Below are 17,741 nucleotides of genomic sequence, written 5' to 3' on the forward strand. Positions count from 1 at the left end.
GTCAGGATAGGGGATAGTAGTAGGCCTCAGCATGCAATTCACCAGGGTCGCCTTCATCCTTTTTGAAGGCCCGGAATAATACTCCATTCAGTTCAGGTTGCTGCGAGAGATAGGCAATGGCCTGCTCGGAAACTTCCGTTCCCGAATGTTCGCTGTTTGCGACTCCGAAAACCAAAACAATCCCTGGTCGGCCATAACGGCCGTTTCGATATGGATCCAAGATGGCACCCATTAGGGTCTTATACTGCTCCGTTTCTCCGCCACTGGAGAGGTCAAAGCCACCGTCTCCCCCCAAATCCGTTCGTGTGTCTGCGGAGATACCGGGGGTTGCAGTTTCGGTGGGGGTCGGCGATGGTTCAGGAGAAGAAGATGTAGGCAGAGGGGGCGAAGATTCCCCTATCGTCGGCGAGTCAGAAGGCATCGTGCCAGTCACAGGAGTAGATCCTGCTCCTGCAAGTACTGCGATGATGAGAAAAAGATCCGCCATGAGCCAGCCTGCTGCTCCAGCGGCGTTCAGGTTGCTGCGGCTCATCATTGCTCCGGAGGAAGGTTCAGGCTTTCATCATATGCAGCCAATGCTGGGATCAAATACTCGGCGGTCTGCTTGGTGAATTCTGAGGTTTGCTTGGTCAACCCCGAAGCTGAATCGCTCAAAGTGGTCATTGCCTGACGCAATAGGTCCAACATCTTTTGGCGGTCATCAGCATCATGTTGCGCCTGTTCTGCAAGTGTTTTCAAACTGGTCAAGATCGCACTTAAATGCTCAGTAGCCGGCATTCCACTAAGCTCATTCTCGAGTCGGTCCAACACATCGGAAACCTTTGTGAGAATCTCCCCACTCCCTGTAGCAGCCCGGGTCCACGCCGCACCGGACTCATTCAAGCTGGCGATGGTGTCGCCAAGGTTGGAAGCGGTTTCACGCATCTGCACGGCTCCGGCCGACATGGTATCTGCCGCATCTCGGATGGTGCCGCCAAGTTTACTGAGAGCGCTTTGAGCCTCAATCAGTTTCTTTGTCGAGTCCGTTTCAAGGTGAGTAATAACTTTCTGCAAAGATTCAACGACGCTGTCAAGTCTAGACGCGTAGCTGATCGATTTATGCCTGTTCTCGATCTCGCAGATATGGGCGTTTATGGCCTTCGATAGCCCCAATATGCCAGCAACGATATCGTCGACTCGCGATTTATGATTTTCGCTGATTCCACGATTTATCCGATATTGAACCAGCAACCCAAGAGCCAAGGAAGCGAGCACAAATCCTGGGAAGGGAGGAAAATTTAATGCTGCCGCCAAGCCGGGCCACCAGCCAATGGCCCATCCAAAAACCCCATTTGCAGGAGGTTTGCTAAGATCCAGTTCACCGACGGCCATGAAATAGCTCCACGCGGCTATGATTGGCAGCAGGTACCCGAAACTGTGGTGCGATGGATCTCGGAATTTCAGCAGAGCTATAAAGCGAGCAGGATCCCTCATGTTCTGAACATCAGCGGGCGGTCGAGTCGGATCTCCATTCTCCCACCAAGAGGCTATTGTCTTCACCTCGGATCTGAGCGCCTCATCCCCGTAGGCAATTACACTTCGATTCGTTAGAATGCTACGCATAAGCTGCTTGCAGCATTCCGAAAGATCAGTTGATTCAGATGCAGAAGTCATTGCAGCAGCCCTTCTCTAAAGTGCACCCAGCGATATAACAACAATCGTCATAATCACCAGGCCAAAGATCATACAAAGTGCGATAAGTACTGCTTGCAGCAACGGAGACTGATGAACCATATCAAAAAGCTTGTGTACAGCCTTCTTCACACGTGCCTCGGGTAGGGGTTTTTCTGGCGTGCAGGCCACCTGTGAATGGACCTCATAAATTGGTTCAGCAGGATCGGTGGAGGCCAGCGCTTTGGGTTGCTCAGTCAGATTCGATTCGCTCGGAGTCAAACCACCTTCGAAGGAGATAACCTCGTCGCCTACCTGCGGTATTCCCAGAAACGCTCCAAGAGCAGGACTCACCTCAATATAACCTCCTTCAGCGAGTGCGCGTAGGATCCTACACCTTGTGTCCCCACGCGATGATAGCGCGTTACCTAGTTTGGCCCAGAAATCTATGGACCACACCGACTTTGAAGAACCATCGCCCAGATTACCGAATCGCTGTTCAAAATCTCGCGCGGATTGTTTATCATCCTTTGGAGGTAGCGGACACTCAGAATTTGTCGACCAGCAATCGAGATAGAACATCAATCCGTTTAGCTTGTCTTGATCCTGGCTAAGCTTCCAAGCGCGCCACCACTCTATCTCCCACTCATTCGGCGAAGAATCTTTGAAGGCACGGAGCAGCTCCTTGAGACTATTCTCCGTCGCCTGAGTAAGATGTTTCATCAGGAAGCCTGCATTGATAGGTGCAAAATACTCCCAGATCTCTTTGGGCGCATTGGCCAATTCAAGCCATTCCCGAATCTTTCCCCGTTGGATATCAAGTTCCACAAAGAATTTCTCCGAGAGGCCGTCAGAACATTCCGTTCGTTTCAAAAATTCTGCGACGGGTTTTCTCGGATTATTCCAGCTGATCTCGCTCCCAATTTGCCGTTCGCACTCGCCAGTGCCCACGAGTTTACCCGCCGCCAATTTTTCCAGATCATCAGGCAAACGCCTTTCAAGGGAGAGCTGCAAGAGCCAGTCCGGCCGGAACTCACAGAGCCTCCCGATTACCTTATCTCGCCGTATCTTATCCCAAATACTCGACGAACTCGTTGCCTTCTCCAAATGCTGTATATACTCAGAAGGCTCCCAAGGACGTTGATTATCAATCCAGTGCACGAAACCACGGACATCTGAACCCTCAAAATCCCGCAAAGACGGCTGACTGCGATTGCTTATTAGCCAGTTCAACAGATCCTTGGACAGCCTCGAGTCCTCTTGGCGTTTCTCGCTCTCCGGAGGCCATTCCCGTTTGAACTCTTCGTGTGCTTCCATCATTTTCATCCCCGACCCTTTGGGCCAAGGTCCGACAATGGATGGCCGTCTGCACTCCGGCTTTATCAGCGCTCGCGAAGACCAAACATATTTTTGACTAATCCCTTCTGGAAGACATTCCAGCACCACAGCAATGGCGTCATCAGTCAGTTCTGTTTCTTGAATGTAACTATGACTTTCAAGGATAGCGGCAAGGACTCTTCTAACGCCATCGGCATCCACAGTAGGGGGATAGGCCCTTTTGGCCACTGCGGCAGACCCTTTTTCGGTCCTTTCACATGGGCCATGCTCAGGCGCGCGGGGCGCCTCCATCGAAGAAAATGTTGACTGGGATTCCCAGCAAGGCGTAGTTGACACAAGCTCTTTCCATGCTTCGAGAGCGCTCTCTCCGGTTCGCAAACGGATCCACCGTGATCCTGCTGAACCAGCGGCACCGCCTTGGGCGCGGATCACGATTGCCCAACCACCTGGCTCAGGGAGAAATACCATGCCACGCATCGGATTCTCAGCAGGATCCAGCCCGGACACGGGTTGCGCAAAAACTTTGCGCACCTTGTCACGTATCTCTTCCTGATCTCGGCTCAAAGGAGGATCAATTAATTTGAATCCGGAGCCGGTATCGCGCTCAAGAATCTCAAACTCCATGACATCAGACCTTCAAAGCGTCATCGAGAATATGTTGAAGAAGTCTTACTGTACATCGTTCTGATCGCACAGGGTGGCTTTCTTCTTCCGAGTGCGGATTACCACTGCCGTCAATGAATTCGCAGGCGCAGTGCAGAACAAATTTAAAATTCCAATCGTACGCAAAATTACTCAGATTCACTTGACTCGAAGCCGCCAATGCCGCCCCAATGATACAAGCAGCGATCAGGTCCCTGACGTTCATTCGCCTATAACCCAGCAGCGCATCAAAAAATTCATCGGCAAAAGAAGGAAGCTCAAGATCTCGAAGGCTGCCCAATGGGTTCCCAGCATCGGGGAAGGCCACTTTAAATTTGGATTTAAAATTCTCTTTCACCGTAGCCGCCCAGAAAAAAGCGGGATCGGCTACGTGGCGAAGAATATTTTCAGCAATATAATCGAGGGCGTCCTCGTTGATTTCACTGGTTTCAGTTGGCATCTCATACTGCAGAGTTTTCAGGAAATCCGATTTATGCTGGGCCAGCAGGTAGTGCAAACTGGCTCTTGCCCCCGAAATAATGTCTGACGTTTCGATGCCAAAACAAAATTCCCATGCGGCCAAACCATGTTGGCCCTTTTCCTTGGCTTTTGCCAAGGTGGCACGAATGGCGTCGGCTTTGGACAGCACGATGATTGTCGTATTTCCGTTGGGATGATCGGCTATCGTATTCAGATGCTCGCGCAGATTTCCGAGTCTCTTATTGACTCGGGTCTGTAGTTCAGTATGTGACTCTTGACCTCCGGAAACAGGACGTGTACTTACCGACAGCTGCTTGTCGGTAAGCTGATTCGCAACCAACAATGCCCCGTCCATCACGAACAATGTGTTTTTCACCTGCCCAGGTATCAACGGGTTAATTCTTCCTTTGCCTTCTAGGCCATCATCAGCCAACTCGCCCTGCAAATCGAACACATAGACCGTTGCCTCTCGGGAAGAACCGATACCGCTAGTCAATCGCATTCGTTTGACAAGTGGCCAGAGGTTTCCTCCCCATTCATCATATTTGCTGTAACCAGATTTGGCATCATGGTCAAGAGAATTATTCTCTTTTAAATCGGATCGGGGTTCAGTAGCTCCTGTATCGGAGAGGAACTCATTCAGCTCGTCGTTCCTAACCTTCAGGGCATTCAGGATCGCTTTCCTGCAGGTAAGGGAGTTCTCTACAGATGTTGGGCCGTTTCGGGTCCAGTCACCCTCGATTCCCAGGTTCGCGGGTAGCCATATAACACTCATACCGTCTGTAAGTCGTCGATCTGGCAGTGCCGGGCGTGAGAGTGCCTGCACGATTTTGCTCTTACCAGAAGCTGTGGATGCCAAGACCGAATACGAACGATATACCAGCCGAACCTCATTCCGCACCACCGGGTGACCAGAGGGACAAATACAGATCCTCGATTGCACTTGGGCTCGTTGGGAGAGCACTGGAAGGCTCCGTTCCTTGGCGACCAGCCTGGCTCCCTCGTCAGTCCACTCGAGTCTGCCCCATTCCACGGCTTTCGAATTACAAGTGGGACAGCGGAGATATGGATCGGGCTTGCGATCCGCTTTGAACCAAATCATGATGTAATCAGATCCGCCTCCCTGAATCAATGAGTAATCGTGAAATAGACAAGCGGCAGAATGAGGAAGAACACCCAAAGAAATACGGCCCCAACTATCCACGGAAAGTTCATTTTGCGAATCTGGTCATGCAGCATCTTCTCGGCCCCTTCAGATTCATTCACAAATCTCTTGACCATCGTTTGAGTCTCACGACTAAGTTGATTCATGAGATCACTCCCATCAATCGCAATGCAAAGAGTAGCATCAGCATAATTCCAACTGCAACAACACCCGCGAAGCACAGCCTTTGCCAAAACTGAATATGACTAATGATTCCTCGTTCAACTAGACGAACACGATCATCGAGATACTGCTCCGTCTTCGCGTGCCTTAAAAGCGCGCGAAGCTTCTTTACCAGAAAACATGAATATGGCTTTTTATAGCGTTTCCAGATCTCCTTCCATGAATTAGGATCGGGTTCCCCAGGGTCATACAGCAATTCATCTATAACCCTCTCACACCATCCCTTAGCTTCTTTAGCATTTTCTTGCTCAAGCTCAGCCCGCAGACGTGCAAAGCGCTTTGCTTCCTCGGACCATTCAGGATCGAAGACCTTACGACGCCAGTCTGCTAACCGCTCAACCGTGTTCAGAGCGCAATAACAAACACCCAAAAAACCAAAACGATCTCTGATCTTCAGATCAGAGATATCTGGTGGTTGCGATTCATCAAGTGGGGTAAAGGCCTCTGTACCCAAAACGGTAATTGGGAGCTCACCACCACTCAGGGTTTCCCAATCCACCAGGGCGCAGACACCATCGCCGTTCTCCACGATGTTGTTTGGTTTCACATCACCGTGGGCCATGTCTTTTGCGTGCAGTCCATCCAGCAAAGTGGCCATAACCCGAAGCCGCTCGAGGGCTAGACGGCTAGGTGGATTGAACGTAACAGGAGTGCGAGCTGACATCGTGACCGTGACCTCGAAAGGCCATAGCGACTTCTGAGCATCATTCGAAGCGGATCGCTCAATCCTATCGGTGCTGTTTCCCTCCTCACTGGGATCATTGATCACCTGAACGTTTCCGAGAAGCGCAGCCTTCTCCCAGTACTCACCTTGACGGAGCAAACTCTCCACTTGGATACTTTGTTTTCGGAAGAAACCGGCCAAAGCGTCCCTGTCTTCCTGGGTGGCGCATGCGTAGCGCTTCATGAAAAGATTTTTCTCTTCGGTATGCTCTCCTTCTTCGGTTGATTTGGTAGCATTCTGCGTAATGATGGCATTCTGCGTAATGGCAAATACCGTGCAGATTTCCCTGTCTTCATCCTGTACCCGGAATTCTTTTACCTTCACCTGATCTGGAGGGACCGGTTTATTTGAGAGGAGTAGGGTGTACTCCCCTATCGGTTTACCCAAATCATCTACTGCTTTCGATGAAAATCGAAGGCCCGTGCGACAATCACCCTGCATAATCTCTTCCACAAGACACCAGTCGGCGCTAACTGTCTCGATCTTCAGATGCGACGAATTGCCCAGGGCATCGACCTGTACCAATGCGATAGGTGAATCCGGCACGATCGCGTTGGGGACACCAAATGTCCCCCGGTCTATCCCTACCAAGTCACCATTTCTGGTCCGTCGATTCACAACACTTTTATCCGGCAAGGTCAAGCATAGGAACAGATCCTTCAACAGGCGGGGTATTGCTCTGTCCCGGGTCATGATCGAGCCGATTTCGAATCTCCAGTGAGTACCTGACACGAGGCGGCTGCTCTGAATCTCTACACTCCGACCAATCTTTCTTAATTCTTTTTCATACCTGCGTTCAAGACCTCCGATCTGCGATCGGACAGAGGAAGTTGCTTCCCCCGGAACGGTTACTACCATGCGCAATACCGTACACGAGTTGCTGTCTCCACTTTTAGCTGCCTCCGACAGCCGTTCAATGAGACCTTCCTCCCGAGCGGCTTGATGGATCTCAGCTTCCAAGGCAGAAGTGATCTCAGCATTCGAAAAGTCATTACCAGTCATTACTCTCCTGCAATCCACATGTCGAGCTGCTTGGCAGCATAGTCGGTGGAAGCTTGCGCCGCTTCTTGCGGCCCCATCGTGGTCACAATAGCCAGGTTATGCTCTCCATTCTCTCCTCGAATGATTGCCGTATGCGCCTGTGGAGAATTATATGTCCCCGGGTGAGAAATATCAACTCGCCGCTCGCCTCTCCACACTTCTTCCCTGAGATTCGCTGCTTGCTCAACGGTCATCATCGTGACGGGGCTGGTCCGCGTTCCGACGTAGGGGTCGATAATCTTCCCGTTCTCGACCAGCAGGATAAGTCTGGTCAACTGATCTGGGGTGATGCGGCTGCTTCCCTTCCCTTGAGCGTCCTGCGCAATCTCAATTTGAGCCGGAGACTTACTGCCTATATTCTTCATTCCGAGCATTTCACCGATTTTGATCACTGAATCCCAGCCTACGATATCCACCACGTTCCACAGGGCGGAGCCGCACTGATTCCTCAGCGAATCCCGAACCGACAAGGTATTGGATGCACATATTCCTGCTTCAGACAGTCCAGGTATATGGCGGACTCTGATCAGATCATCAAGCGTATGCTGCTTTGACTTGTGCAAGTAGGCGGCAGCAATGAGCCAAGCAATCGCGGGTCCTGAACGCAACTTGGTTTCGGTAAGGTGATTATCCACCAGCCTGCCCTCGCTGGCTGGGATATCCCTGTACTCGTCGGTTCCGATCGCTGATTGCGGGACAGCATCTTCCCTCAGGACCACTCGAAAGCAATGATCAGCACCTAGCCGCTCGCATTCCTCGGGAGACACTTCAAAGGTTGCATTCGAATCCCGGAATCGAATTTCATCTTGGTACTTCCTGATTTCTTTGACTTTATTTAGGTCTCGGTCTCCATAGGCTCCTTTTAGCAGTGGGGCTGATCCCGCGGCGCGGATCGCACCATCGGCTTCCACAACCATGACGGCCTGCCGCATTTTTTCGTTTTCTGACGCCAAGGGCTGATCCGAGATGAGTCCGACAGTTTTCTTCTGCAACCCGAGATCAACTGTGATCACAGGCTTGTTCGTCTCCTCAGGACGAAACTTTACCCGTTCAAAGGGACTCGGTAAATGAACCTCAGCAGCGGGGATCGACTGATCAAATTCCGGCAGGGTCAGAAGCCCCGAGAAGGTAGTCGCATCATGGTCTGTGTTATCGACCACCATCCAATCCTTGCCTTCCCCCGTAGATCTCCTGAGCTCCACTGTTTTACCATTCGAGGCATCCCGTACCAATACCGTCTTTCGTGAACGCGAATTGATTATCGCACGTACCCCTTCATTGCTCAACCCAGCATCTGGGGAAGGAGGCATGATTGTCCGGTACGGCAAAAAAATCCCTGAAATCAGACCCGCGACCGTAGTAAAAACTCCAGCTATGAGCCCGGATCTTGTCTTCCTTGGTTGAACTCTGAAAATTTCTGGGTGCTGCGATGTTCCCAAGAGAGGCAAAACAGCAACCACAATCATAACGGACAGCGCGGTGGCTGAGTTGGCTCCGTGTGCCAAAAAGGGCACTGTGATACCAGAGTGCGGCAGCACACCCAAGGAGGCCAATAGTATGTAAGAGGGCTGAAGCATTAGATATCCTGCGAGACCTGCACACCACAGGGCGTGTGTGCGATCCAGCAGCCCTTGCTTTTCGGCACTCTTGCGCGTCCGAGTCAGGGTAGCAACGAGCCAGCCCATCACTATGAAGCAGAGCACTGACCCCAATGTGATCAAACCGCCAAGTTTGCTCCATAGGGCGACAAAAATAAAATCTGTTTTGAAAGCGGGAACCATGGAAGATTCACTATCAGCAAATCCGCGGCCAAAAAGCCCTCCCCCGTCTATGGCCGTGAGAACACGAGCCGTCTGAGCCCGGAATTCATTTTGATAATCTGCAACACTCACCACACACGATGAATATCCCGGGATCTCGTTATCACCCAATACACCAGAAGCGCGACATTCCGGACTCCAAGTGAATTGCCATGGATTGATCCAGTTTCCGAAACGCCCTTTTTCAGAAGAAGAAGAAATGAAACCCACCAAGAGAAGGATTGCTACACCGATTACCAATAGCGCTAAGACGCTGGGGCACTTACGGTTTCGATTGCTCGAATCAGCCTTGGAATCAATCTCTTCGCATCCCAATTCTGGCTCCTGCATAACCTCGATCAAACGATTCAGCTTATCCCGAATTTTTCCGGAATTGACTCGTCGTCCTTTCTGGAGGCCCCACCGTTTCCCTGGAATCCGACTCCACTCCCTCACCGCGCAGACCATCCCAAGAACGGCAAATGAGGTGGTTAGGGCTACTCCCAGATCGCTTCGAAACCCTGAAAGGCAGATAAGCAGAAAGAAAACTATAACTAGCCAGGCACGCGCTACACACAATGGTGATTTTAGGCGAACCTTTATATGCTTGACACTGAGTGTCGCCACTTCCCCAAGGCGCGCTCCGAACGCTGCTAAAAGCGCGATACCAGCTACACCAAGCGCTTCACTGACATTAATGGGACCAATAGAATATCGCCATTCATATTTGGCAATCCCTGCACCGCCTAGAACCACTAGAATTGAAAGCGAAAGGAGAATTATGATCGTTACGCCGCGTGCTTCATATTGTTTAATCCCTTTCTCCTCGATACCGTCAGTTATCCTCAGAAATAATCGACTAACTTGATCTAACCAAGCCTTAGGAGCAACTAGCCGCTCCCTTAGCTTATGCCCATAATTACTTTGCAAGAAGTAGGCAAGTCCGATACCGGCGATGATGATCGGAACCGCCAGCTGCTTAAAAAGAAGGTCTATTACTTCAGCGAAACTCGGTGAAGCTGCTGTCGCCTTGGGATACCAGAAGAGGCGGATCTGCAAAACTATCCCCAAGCCGACGATCCACGACAGAAGAACCGCTATCGCTTGAAGCCTACTATTTATCACGGGCTTCGAGGCCCGCTGGTCTTTAAAAACAAGACAGCCAGCACAGATAGAGAGACCGTACAGCAGGAATACAAGAACCCAACCGATACGAGGCATTGCGCTGATAGCTGCGAGGAATTGGATGGCTGAGGAAACCAAAAGAATGGCAATCAGTCTTGGCATTGCGCATGGAACGCCGCGGCGTACCCGGCGGATAACGAACCCAAACACAATAACGAGACTCACTCCCATTAGCGCTGTGTCCATCTCGCCTCCTCCCAGCAGACACAGGAAGTGTGACACGCGAAGCCAACCTTTGCACAGGAACGAATGGCTGCTTGTTAACCCTGTTTTAGTTTCCTCGCAGCCCCAGCCCCACTCAGGATCGATCCCAGTCTGCAAAGCGCGTGGAAAACTCTTGCATGCGACGAACCTTCTCAGCACAATCCCTTGCCAGAGCGCACTTGGAGCCACGCCCGACCTTCCTTGGCTCCACAAAGGCAGCAGACACGGAGACAATGATAGATATTTCAACCAGTCTCTTGCCCCGCCGAAGATCGACAAAACTACATTGACGTTCTCCGAGGAGGGCTTCTGTTGACGAGCTCAACACTCGCGGAGCGGCCGCTCAACCTCCGAGCCTCTTGGCTCGCCACGATTCCCCGCGGTTCGTTCAGTGTGTCTCATGAGCGACCGCGCCGCCGGGTCTCCGCGCGACCCAAGAGTTTCCTGCGCACGAGCAGCGCCCACGGCTCCTGCCCTCACACCGTCTGGACTCCCTGGCGCCGACCCGCACCGGAGTACTTCGATGCCGCCTGCCTGAACGCCGATCCTTAGACACCGTCTAACGACCCATCTTCCGCCCGAGATGATCTCAGCACGACAACTCGTCCGAGATCTTCGACCCAGCTCGGCCAGTTCCGCTCTCTTCAGTCTTCCTGGCGACGACGTCCTGCCTTCCCGCCACTCGCAGCCCTACAGGGCGAGCGCACAGCCGCAGGGCATGCACCCCCGAACCCGGCACACTGCCCGGGAATGGTGCAGTGGGTACCCGGGCCCCGGCGTCCCAGGCGCAAGACTACGGGCATCCGGGACTGGGGTCGGGTCTGGTCGCCTACCCTCAAGGTGGTTTCGACTCGGGCCGCTCCTCCGTCGCAGCCCGGCTCAACCAGCTTCGCCCCCCGACCACCCAACGCCAGCCCAATCGTCGTCCGCCAGCCTTCCCGACGGGAACGCCAGCCCAACCGCCAAACGCCAGCGCTACAGCGCAAGCGAACGACCACAAGGCAAGCGAACCCCGCCCCCAGCCCCATGGACACACCAAACGCCAGCCCTCCCGCCGAACGCCAGCCTTCCCGTCGTCCGCCAGTCCAACCGCCAAACGCCAGCGCTACAGCGCAAGCGAACGACCGCAAGGCAAGCGAACCCCGCCCCCGGCCCGTGGACACACCAAACGCCAGCCCTCCCGCCGTCCGCTGGCCTTCCCGCCATCCGCCAGCCTTCCCGTCGAACGCCAGCCTTCCCGCCGAACGCCTGCCCAACCGCCGAACGCCAGCGCTACAGCGCAAGCATCTGACCGCAAGGCAAGCGCAACCAGCTTCGGGACCGCGGTTTCGGCTCGGGTCGCTCGTTCCTCACAGCCCGGCCCGACCAGCCTGGATGGCGCGATTCCCTCGTCATATCCGCGCCGAGTCGATCAATATCCTTGGAAAATGGCCATAAAAAATAGGGGATTTTGTCCACCTTTCGGCCATTTCCCTGCTCATCCCTTCAATCCTAACGCTGAGCGCCATTTCCTTTTTTATTCAACTTCCGACACGCCCGGGAACTAACGGCCTGGAAACAGCAAAAGTGCTTGTGACGATCGTTCGGACACCTTCGGACACACCGCGAGTATCCCAGTGCCCACCCAGACCCGGGGATTCAGCATATGATCACCATAAATGCGCAGTTCTCGATCATGATGACGTGCCGTGTTGCCACCTTTTGGTTTCAAGCGCACACCACACGTCCATTGCGGCTGCGCGCTTCTTGATACCGAGGCAAGGGGGTTCACCATGCACATTCGTCCACGCAGTCCGCGCGTGTCCGTCATCGTCCCCACCAAGGACGAGGCCAGGAACCTGGAGGTGCTGCTGCCGGACATGCCAGACGTCCACGAAGTGGTTCTGGTGGACGCGGGTTCGCGCGACGGCACGGTCGATGTCGCACGACGCCACCTGTCCAACCTCCAGGTCATAAACCAGACCCGCACCGGCAAGGGCAACGCCCTGATCTGCGGGATGCACGCAGCCACCGGCGACATCGTCGTCACCCTCGACGCCGACGGTTCCGCCGACCCGTGTGAGATCCCCGCCTTCGTCGACGCGCTGGTCGAGGGCGCGGATTTCGCGAAGGGATCGCGGTACATGCCTGGCGGGGGTTCCGTGGACCTGACCCGGCTGCGCTCAGCCGGCAACTGGGGACTGAACGTGCTGAGCAACCTATGCCTGGGAACGAAGTTCACCGACCTGTGCTACGGATACAACGCGTTCTGGAGGGACATCGTCCCGGCGCTGCGATTACCAGACCCGGACCTGCCCCAGCCCGCCGACGGCAGCCGCATCTGGGGCGACGGCTTCGAGATCGAGACCCTCGTCACGGTTCGCGTCGCCCAGGCGGGCCTGGCGGTCACCGAGGTGCCCAGCTTCGAACTTAGCCGGATCCACGGCGAGAGCAACCTGCGCACCTTCGCCGACGGACAGCGGGTGCTGCGCACCATCACCACCGAGACGGCCCGCCACGGACGCGCCAAACGCACCCGGCTGGTCGCCGCCCCGGCGCGCCACCACCTACCCACCTGCCGCCTGCGCTCACGCGAGTGGGAACACCTGAATGTCTGAGGCCCCTTCTGACCCACCGGCGAACGACGACACCCACGACCCGGAAAGCGTCACCGTTGTCGTCTGCGCATACACACTGGACCGCTGGACGGACCTGCGCGACGGGGTGCTGGAGGCCGCCCGCCAACTCCGGGAATCCGGGCGCAAGGGCCGGGTGCTCGTGGTCGTCGACCACAATGACGAACTCCTGACCAGGTCAGCTGAACTCGCGGGCCCGTTCGTCGACGTGATCGCGAACGCCCGCAAACGGGGTCTGTCCGGGGGCCGGAACACGGCGATCGGGCTCGTCGACACGGATGTGATCGTCTTCCTCGACGACGACGCCACCCCGGAACCCGGCTGGCTCAACCACCTCCTCGCGCCCTTCGCGGACCGCGAGGTGCTCATCACCGGCGGCGCCGCCACCCCCCGCTGGCCCGACGGCGCCACCAGGCCCGTCTCGCTGCCCGCCGCCCCCAGCGGCCGGGGCGAACTCGACTGGGTGGTCGGCTGCACCTATGAGGGCCAACCCACCGCCCTGGCCCCGGTGCGCAACGTCATGGGCTGCAACATGGCGTTCCGAACCAGCGTGTTCGACACCGCCGGGTTGTTCGGTGAGGACCTCGGCCGCGTGGGCCGCGTGCCGTACGGCTGCGAGGAAACCGAGCTGTGCATCCGCGCCACCCGCCACCACCCAGACGCCGGGATTCTCTTCGAACCGCGCAGCCGGGTGCACCACCACGTCAGCCCCGACCGTCTCAAGTGGAACTACCTGTGGCGCCGCGCCTACGCCGAGGGCATCTCGAAGGCCGCCGTGACCGAACGCACCTCGCACCAGGCGTCGCTGTCCACCGAGATGTCCTACGCCACGCGCATCCTGCCGCGCGGCTTCCTGCGGGAACTTTTCTCTGCCCCCCGCACCCGTGGCCGCGGCCTGGGGGGCGCGTTCGCGATCGCATCCGCACTCGCGATGACCGGTGTCGGCTACGTCGTCGGGCATTTCGCCATCCGGTGGCGCCGCCGCAAGCAGGAAGGAAACCCCCGGTGAGCATCAGCTGCCGCCTGTGCGGCAACAGCGAGCTCGTCTCCGTGCTCGACCTCGGGGCCAGCCCGCCGTGCGAGTCCTTCCTCTCCGAGGAGCAGCTCGACCAGCCAGAGGTGACCTACCCGCTGCACCTGAGATTGTGCCCCGACTGCCTGCTGCTGCAGATCCCCGCCCTGATCACTCCGGAGGAAACCTTCGGCGGCGACTACGCCTACTACTCCTCCTATTCCTCCTCGTGGGTCGAGCACGCCCGGCGCTTCGTCGACCAGGCCGTGGAATCCCTCGGGCTCGGCCCGGACGGTTTCGTCGTGGAGGTGGCCGCCAACGACGGCTACCTGCTCCAGCACGTCGTGAACCTCGGCATCCGCTGCCGCGGCATCGAACCGAGCCTCAACTGCAGCGAAACGGCCCGCGCCAAGGGCATTCCCATGCTGCGGGCCTTCCTCGACGAGGAAGTCGCGGCGCAGGTGCGCACCGAACACGGCCCGGCCGATCTGGTCGTCGCCAACAACGTCTTCGCCCACATCCCCGACATCACCGGTTTCGCCTCCGGGTTGCGGGGTCTGGTCGCCGACACCGGGCGGGTCTCCATCGAGGTTCATCACGCACTGTCGCTGATCACCGCCGCCCAGTTCGACACCATCTATCATGAACACTTCCAGTACTGGACGGTGCTCGCCGCCCGGCACGGGCTCGCGACGGGCGGGCTGAGGCTCGTCGACGTGGAGTTGCTGCCCACGCACGGCGGGTCGATCCGGTTGTGGGCGGCACCCGAGGAGACGGATGTCGCCGAGCATCCGCGGGTGGCGGAGATCGAGGCGGTGGAGCGGGCCGCCGGGCTCGACGGCCCCGAGGGCTACCTCGGTCTCGCGCAGCGGGCCGCCGGGATCCGCGACGACCTGGTCGCGTTCCTGATCGAGGCCCGGCGGGCGGGCCGCAGGGTGGTCGCGTACGGCGCACCCGGGAAGGGCAACACCCTGCTCAACTACTGCGGCATCCGCCCCGACCTGCTGGCCTACGCCGCGGACCGCAACACCTTCAAACACGGCCGCTACACCCCCGGTACCCGCATCCCGGTGGTGTCGCCGGAGCACCTCGTCGAGGACTGCCCCGACGACGTGCTCGTGCTTCCGTGGAATCTCCGCGAGGAGATCACCGCCCAGCTGGCGGCCACCCTGAGAGCCGGGACCCGGCTCGTGTGGCCACTGCCCGAACTTGAAGTCGAAACCTTGGGGAAACAATGAAAGTCGTACTTTTTTGCGGCGGTTACGGCATGCGCATGCTTGGGTGGAACGGAGAGGGGCTACCCAAGCCGCTTCAGCTCGTCGGTGACCTACCGTTGGTGGTTCACATCATGAGCCACTACGCCGCCTACGGGCACACCGATTTCGTGCTGTGCCTCGGTCACGCCGCCGACCAGATCCAGGACGCGGTGAGCCGGGTGGCCGCGAACCATCCGCAGGCCCGCCACTGGAACGTCGAATACCTCGACACCGGCAAGGACACCCCGATCGGGGAGCGGCTGTGGCTGGCCCGGCACCTCGTCGCCGACGAGGAGATGTTCTTCGCGAACTACTCCGACGTGCTCTCCGATGTCTCCCTCGACGACATGGTCGAGAGGATGAAGGCCTCACCGGATGCCGCGGCAATGATGCTGGCGGTGCGTCCGAACGCTTCGTTCCACGTGCTCGACGTCCGAGAGGACAACACCGTCGCGGGCTTCCACTGCCTGGCGGAGCTGCCGATCCGCGAGAACGGCGGCTACCTGATCCTGCGCCAGCCGTTCTTCGACCATCTCGGTGGGGGACGCAACCTGGATGTCGCGTTCGGATCGCTCCTGCCGACCCGGAAGCTGATCGCCTACCGGCACGACGGGTTCTGGCTGTCCGCCGACACCTTCAAGGAACGCGCCCTGCTGGACGCGATGTACAGCTCCGGGAACGTGCCCTGGGGTCGTCGCGGCGTGGTGACGGTGCCGTGATCCTCGAACCCGTGCACCACCTGATGCTGGCGGGGGCGCACTGCGACGACATCGCGATCGGCGCGGGCGCCACCGTGCGCATGCTGTGCGAGGCCAATCCCGGGATGCGGGTGACGGCACTCGTACTCACCGGCGCGGGAACCGTCCGCGAGGACGAGGAACGAGCCGCCCTGGCGGAGCTGTGCACCGGGACGACCCTCGACGTGCGGGTCGCGGGTTTTCCCGACAACCGGCTCCCGGCTCGCTGGGGCGAGGTGAAACAGGCCGTCGTGGCGATGCGCGAAGCGGGGGAACCGGACCTGGTGATCGGCCCCCAGCAAGGCGACGCCCACCAGGACCACCGGCTCGTCGCCGAACTGCTGGCCCAGACCTTCCGTCGCCAACCGGTGTGGGGATACGAGATCGCGAAGTACGAATCCGACCTGCCCACACCGGTCACGTTCGTGCCCGTTCCCGACGAGGTGGCACACCTCAAGGCCGATGTCATCACCCGCCGCTACCCCAGCCAGGCCGAGGGGCATCCCTGGTTCGACGCGGAGGCGTTCACCGCGCTCATGAGACTGCGCGGCATCCAGTGCAACCACCGGTACGCCGAGGCGTTCGTCGTGCCCACCACCACAGTGAAGATCGGAGTTCCCGCATGAAGGTCCTGCTCACCGGCCACCAAGGCTATCTCGGCACCGTCATGGCCCCGGTGCTGCGGGCCGCGGGCCACGAGGTCACCGGCCTCGACATCGGCTGGTTCGCCGACTGTGTGCTCGGCCCCGCCCCCACCGATCCGCCCGGCCTACGCCTCGACCTGCGGGACGTGACCGCCGCCGACCTGGAGGGATTCGACGCGGTCATCCACCTAGCGGCGTTGTCGAACGACCCCCTCGGACATCTCGCACCCGAGATCACCTACGACATCAACCACGCGGCCTCGGTGCGGCTCGCGCGGCTCGCGAAACAGGCGGGCGTGGGCAGGTTCCTGTACTCCTCGACGTGCAGCGTCTACGGCGCGGCGGGCGACGGGCTCGTCGCGGAGGACGCCGACCTGGCGCCGGTCACCCCGTACGCGATCAGCAAGGTGCGGGTCGAGAAGGATCTCGACGAACTCACCGACACGGATTTCTGCACCGTCTCGCTGCGCAACGCCACCGCCTTCGGTTTCTCCCCGCGGCTGCGCGCCGACATCGTGCTGAACAACCTCGTCGGGTACGCCCTGCTGACCGGTCAGGTGCTGGTGCTCTCCGACGGCACCCCGTGGCGGCCGCTCGTGCACGCCGCCGACATCGCCGAGGTGTTCGCAGCCGCCCTGGTGGCGCCCGCCGCCGAGGTGCGGGGTGAGAAGATCAACGTCGGCATCGAGGCGAACAACGTCACCGTCGCGGAGATCGCGGAGGTGGTCGCCGCCGAGACCGGAGCGGCGGTGCGGATCACCGGCGAGGCCGGCAACGACCCGCGTTCCTACCGGGTGGACTTCTCCCGGCTGCGCAGCCTGCTGCCGGGCGCGAACGTGCGCCGCAGCATCGCCGACGGGGCGCGGGAACTGGTGGCCGCCTACCGCGACCACGGCATGACCGAGGACCTGTTCACCCACCGGTTCGTCCGGCTCGCCCGGATCCGCGAACTGCAGGAGAGCTCCCGGATCGACGCGGGGCTCCGGGTGATGCCGTGAAGCCGCGAACAGCGGGGACGGCGGGGACG

General features: G+C 57.9%; 12 protein-coding genes. 6 read left to right on the forward strand and 6 right to left on the reverse strand.

What is annotated here, in order from left to right:
- Position 1 precedes the first annotated feature (1 nt).
- The 6 genes from ACO6D6_RS04845 to ACO6D6_RS04870 all read right to left on the reverse strand — a co-directional run bounded on the left by ACO6D6_RS04845 (position 2) and on the right by ACO6D6_RS04870 (position 10,432).
- The gene (locus ACO6D6_RS04845; protein ID WP_484783691.1) at positions 2-532 is read right to left on the reverse strand and encodes a hypothetical protein; all 531 of its coding nucleotides are present in this window, start codon (positions 530-532) and stop codon (positions 2-4) included.
- Positions 532-1,371: a hypothetical protein gene (locus ACO6D6_RS04850; protein WP_484783692.1), complete on the reverse strand. Its 840-nt coding sequence runs from the start codon at positions 1,369-1,371 to the stop codon at positions 532-534. Before ACO6D6_RS04850 ends, ACO6D6_RS04845 begins: the two co-directional genes overlap by 1 nt.
- Positions 1,372-1,668: 297 nt before the next feature.
- Complete coding sequence (locus tag ACO6D6_RS04855) at positions 1,669-3,612, reverse strand: hypothetical protein (protein ID WP_484783694.1); 1,944 nt, start codon at positions 3,610-3,612, stop codon at positions 1,669-1,671.
- A 4-nt stretch (positions 3,613-3,616) separates the two neighbouring features.
- Positions 3,617-4,969, reverse strand: coding sequence for a hypothetical protein (locus ACO6D6_RS04860; RefSeq protein WP_484783695.1), 1,353 nt, complete (start codon positions 4,967-4,969; stop codon positions 3,617-3,619).
- A 448-nt stretch (positions 4,970-5,417) separates the two neighbouring features.
- Positions 5,418-7,223, reverse strand: a complete 1,806-nt coding sequence (locus ACO6D6_RS04865; RefSeq protein ID WP_484783696.1) for a hypothetical protein — start codon at positions 7,221-7,223, stop codon at positions 5,418-5,420.
- Positions 7,223-10,432 carry an FtsW/RodA/SpoVE family cell cycle protein gene (locus ACO6D6_RS04870; protein ID WP_484783697.1) on the reverse strand — a complete coding sequence of 1,070 codons (3,210 nt, stop codon included), beginning with the start codon at positions 10,430-10,432 and terminating at the stop codon, positions 7,223-7,225. The genes ACO6D6_RS04865 and ACO6D6_RS04870 overlap by 1 nt, the downstream gene beginning before the upstream one ends.
- A 1,817-nt stretch (positions 10,433-12,249) precedes the next feature.
- Here ACO6D6_RS04870 and ACO6D6_RS04875 point away from each other — a divergent pair.
- The 6 genes from ACO6D6_RS04875 (at position 12,250) to ACO6D6_RS04900 (ending at position 17,712) form a co-directional block, all read left to right on the forward strand.
- Entirely contained in the window at positions 12,250-13,047 is a 798-nt protein-coding gene (locus ACO6D6_RS04875; protein WP_484783699.1) for a glycosyltransferase family 2 protein, read from the forward strand.
- Positions 13,040-14,074, forward strand: a complete 1,035-nt coding sequence (locus ACO6D6_RS04880; RefSeq protein ID WP_484783701.1) for a glycosyltransferase family 2 protein — start codon at positions 13,040-13,042, stop codon at positions 14,072-14,074. Before ACO6D6_RS04875 ends, ACO6D6_RS04880 begins: the two co-directional genes overlap by 8 nt.
- The gene (locus ACO6D6_RS04885) at positions 14,071-15,315 is read left to right on the forward strand and encodes a methyltransferase domain-containing protein (protein WP_484783703.1); all 1,245 of its coding nucleotides are present in this window, start codon (positions 14,071-14,073) and stop codon (positions 15,313-15,315) included. The genes ACO6D6_RS04880 and ACO6D6_RS04885 overlap by 4 nt, the downstream gene beginning before the upstream one ends.
- A gap of 110 nt (positions 15,316-15,425) precedes the next feature.
- On the forward strand, positions 15,426-16,052 hold the full coding sequence (locus ACO6D6_RS04890) for a glycosyltransferase family protein (protein ID WP_484783705.1): 627 nt from the start codon (positions 15,426-15,428) through the stop codon (positions 16,050-16,052).
- Positions 16,049-16,696, forward strand: coding sequence for a PIG-L deacetylase family protein (locus tag ACO6D6_RS04895; RefSeq protein WP_484783707.1), 648 nt, complete (start codon positions 16,049-16,051; stop codon positions 16,694-16,696). Before ACO6D6_RS04890 ends, ACO6D6_RS04895 begins: the two co-directional genes overlap by 4 nt.
- Positions 16,693-17,712, forward strand: coding sequence for an NAD-dependent epimerase/dehydratase family protein (locus ACO6D6_RS04900; protein ID WP_484783709.1), 1,020 nt, complete (start codon positions 16,693-16,695; stop codon positions 17,710-17,712). The genes ACO6D6_RS04895 and ACO6D6_RS04900 overlap by 4 nt, the downstream gene beginning before the upstream one ends.
- Positions 17,713-17,741: the final 29 nt, after the last annotated feature.

The organism is Arachnia sp. (genome assembly GCF_057238465.1).

What these genes read in the sequence shown, in the direction of transcription:
- ACO6D6_RS04845 (WP_484783691.1), bottom strand. Translation starts at nt 532, where the DNA reads ATGAGCCGCAGCAACCTGAACGCCGCTGGAGCAGCAGGCTGGCTCATG.
- ACO6D6_RS04850 (WP_484783692.1), bottom strand. Translation starts at nt 1,371, where the DNA reads ATGGCCGTCGGTGAACTGGATCTTAGCAAACCTCCTGCAAATGGGGTT.
- ACO6D6_RS04855 (WP_484783694.1), bottom strand. Translation starts at nt 3,612, where the DNA reads ATGGAGTTTGAGATTCTTGAGCGCGATACCGGCTCCGGATTCAAATTA.
- ACO6D6_RS04865 (WP_484783696.1), bottom strand. Translation starts at nt 7,223, where the DNA reads ATGACTGGTAATGACTTTTCGAATGCTGAGATCACTTCTGCCTTGGAA.
- ACO6D6_RS04870 (WP_484783697.1), bottom strand. Translation starts at nt 10,432, where the DNA reads ATGGACACAGCGCTAATGGGAGTGAGTCTCGTTATTGTGTTTGGGTTC.
- ACO6D6_RS04880 (WP_484783701.1), top strand. Translation starts at nt 13,040, where the DNA reads ATGTCTGAGGCCCCTTCTGACCCACCGGCGAACGACGACACCCACGAC.
- ACO6D6_RS04890 (WP_484783705.1), top strand. Translation starts at nt 15,426, where the DNA reads ATGAGCCACTACGCCGCCTACGGGCACACCGATTTCGTGCTGTGCCTC.
- ACO6D6_RS04900 (WP_484783709.1), top strand. Translation starts at nt 16,693, where the DNA reads ATGAAGGTCCTGCTCACCGGCCACCAAGGCTATCTCGGCACCGTCATG.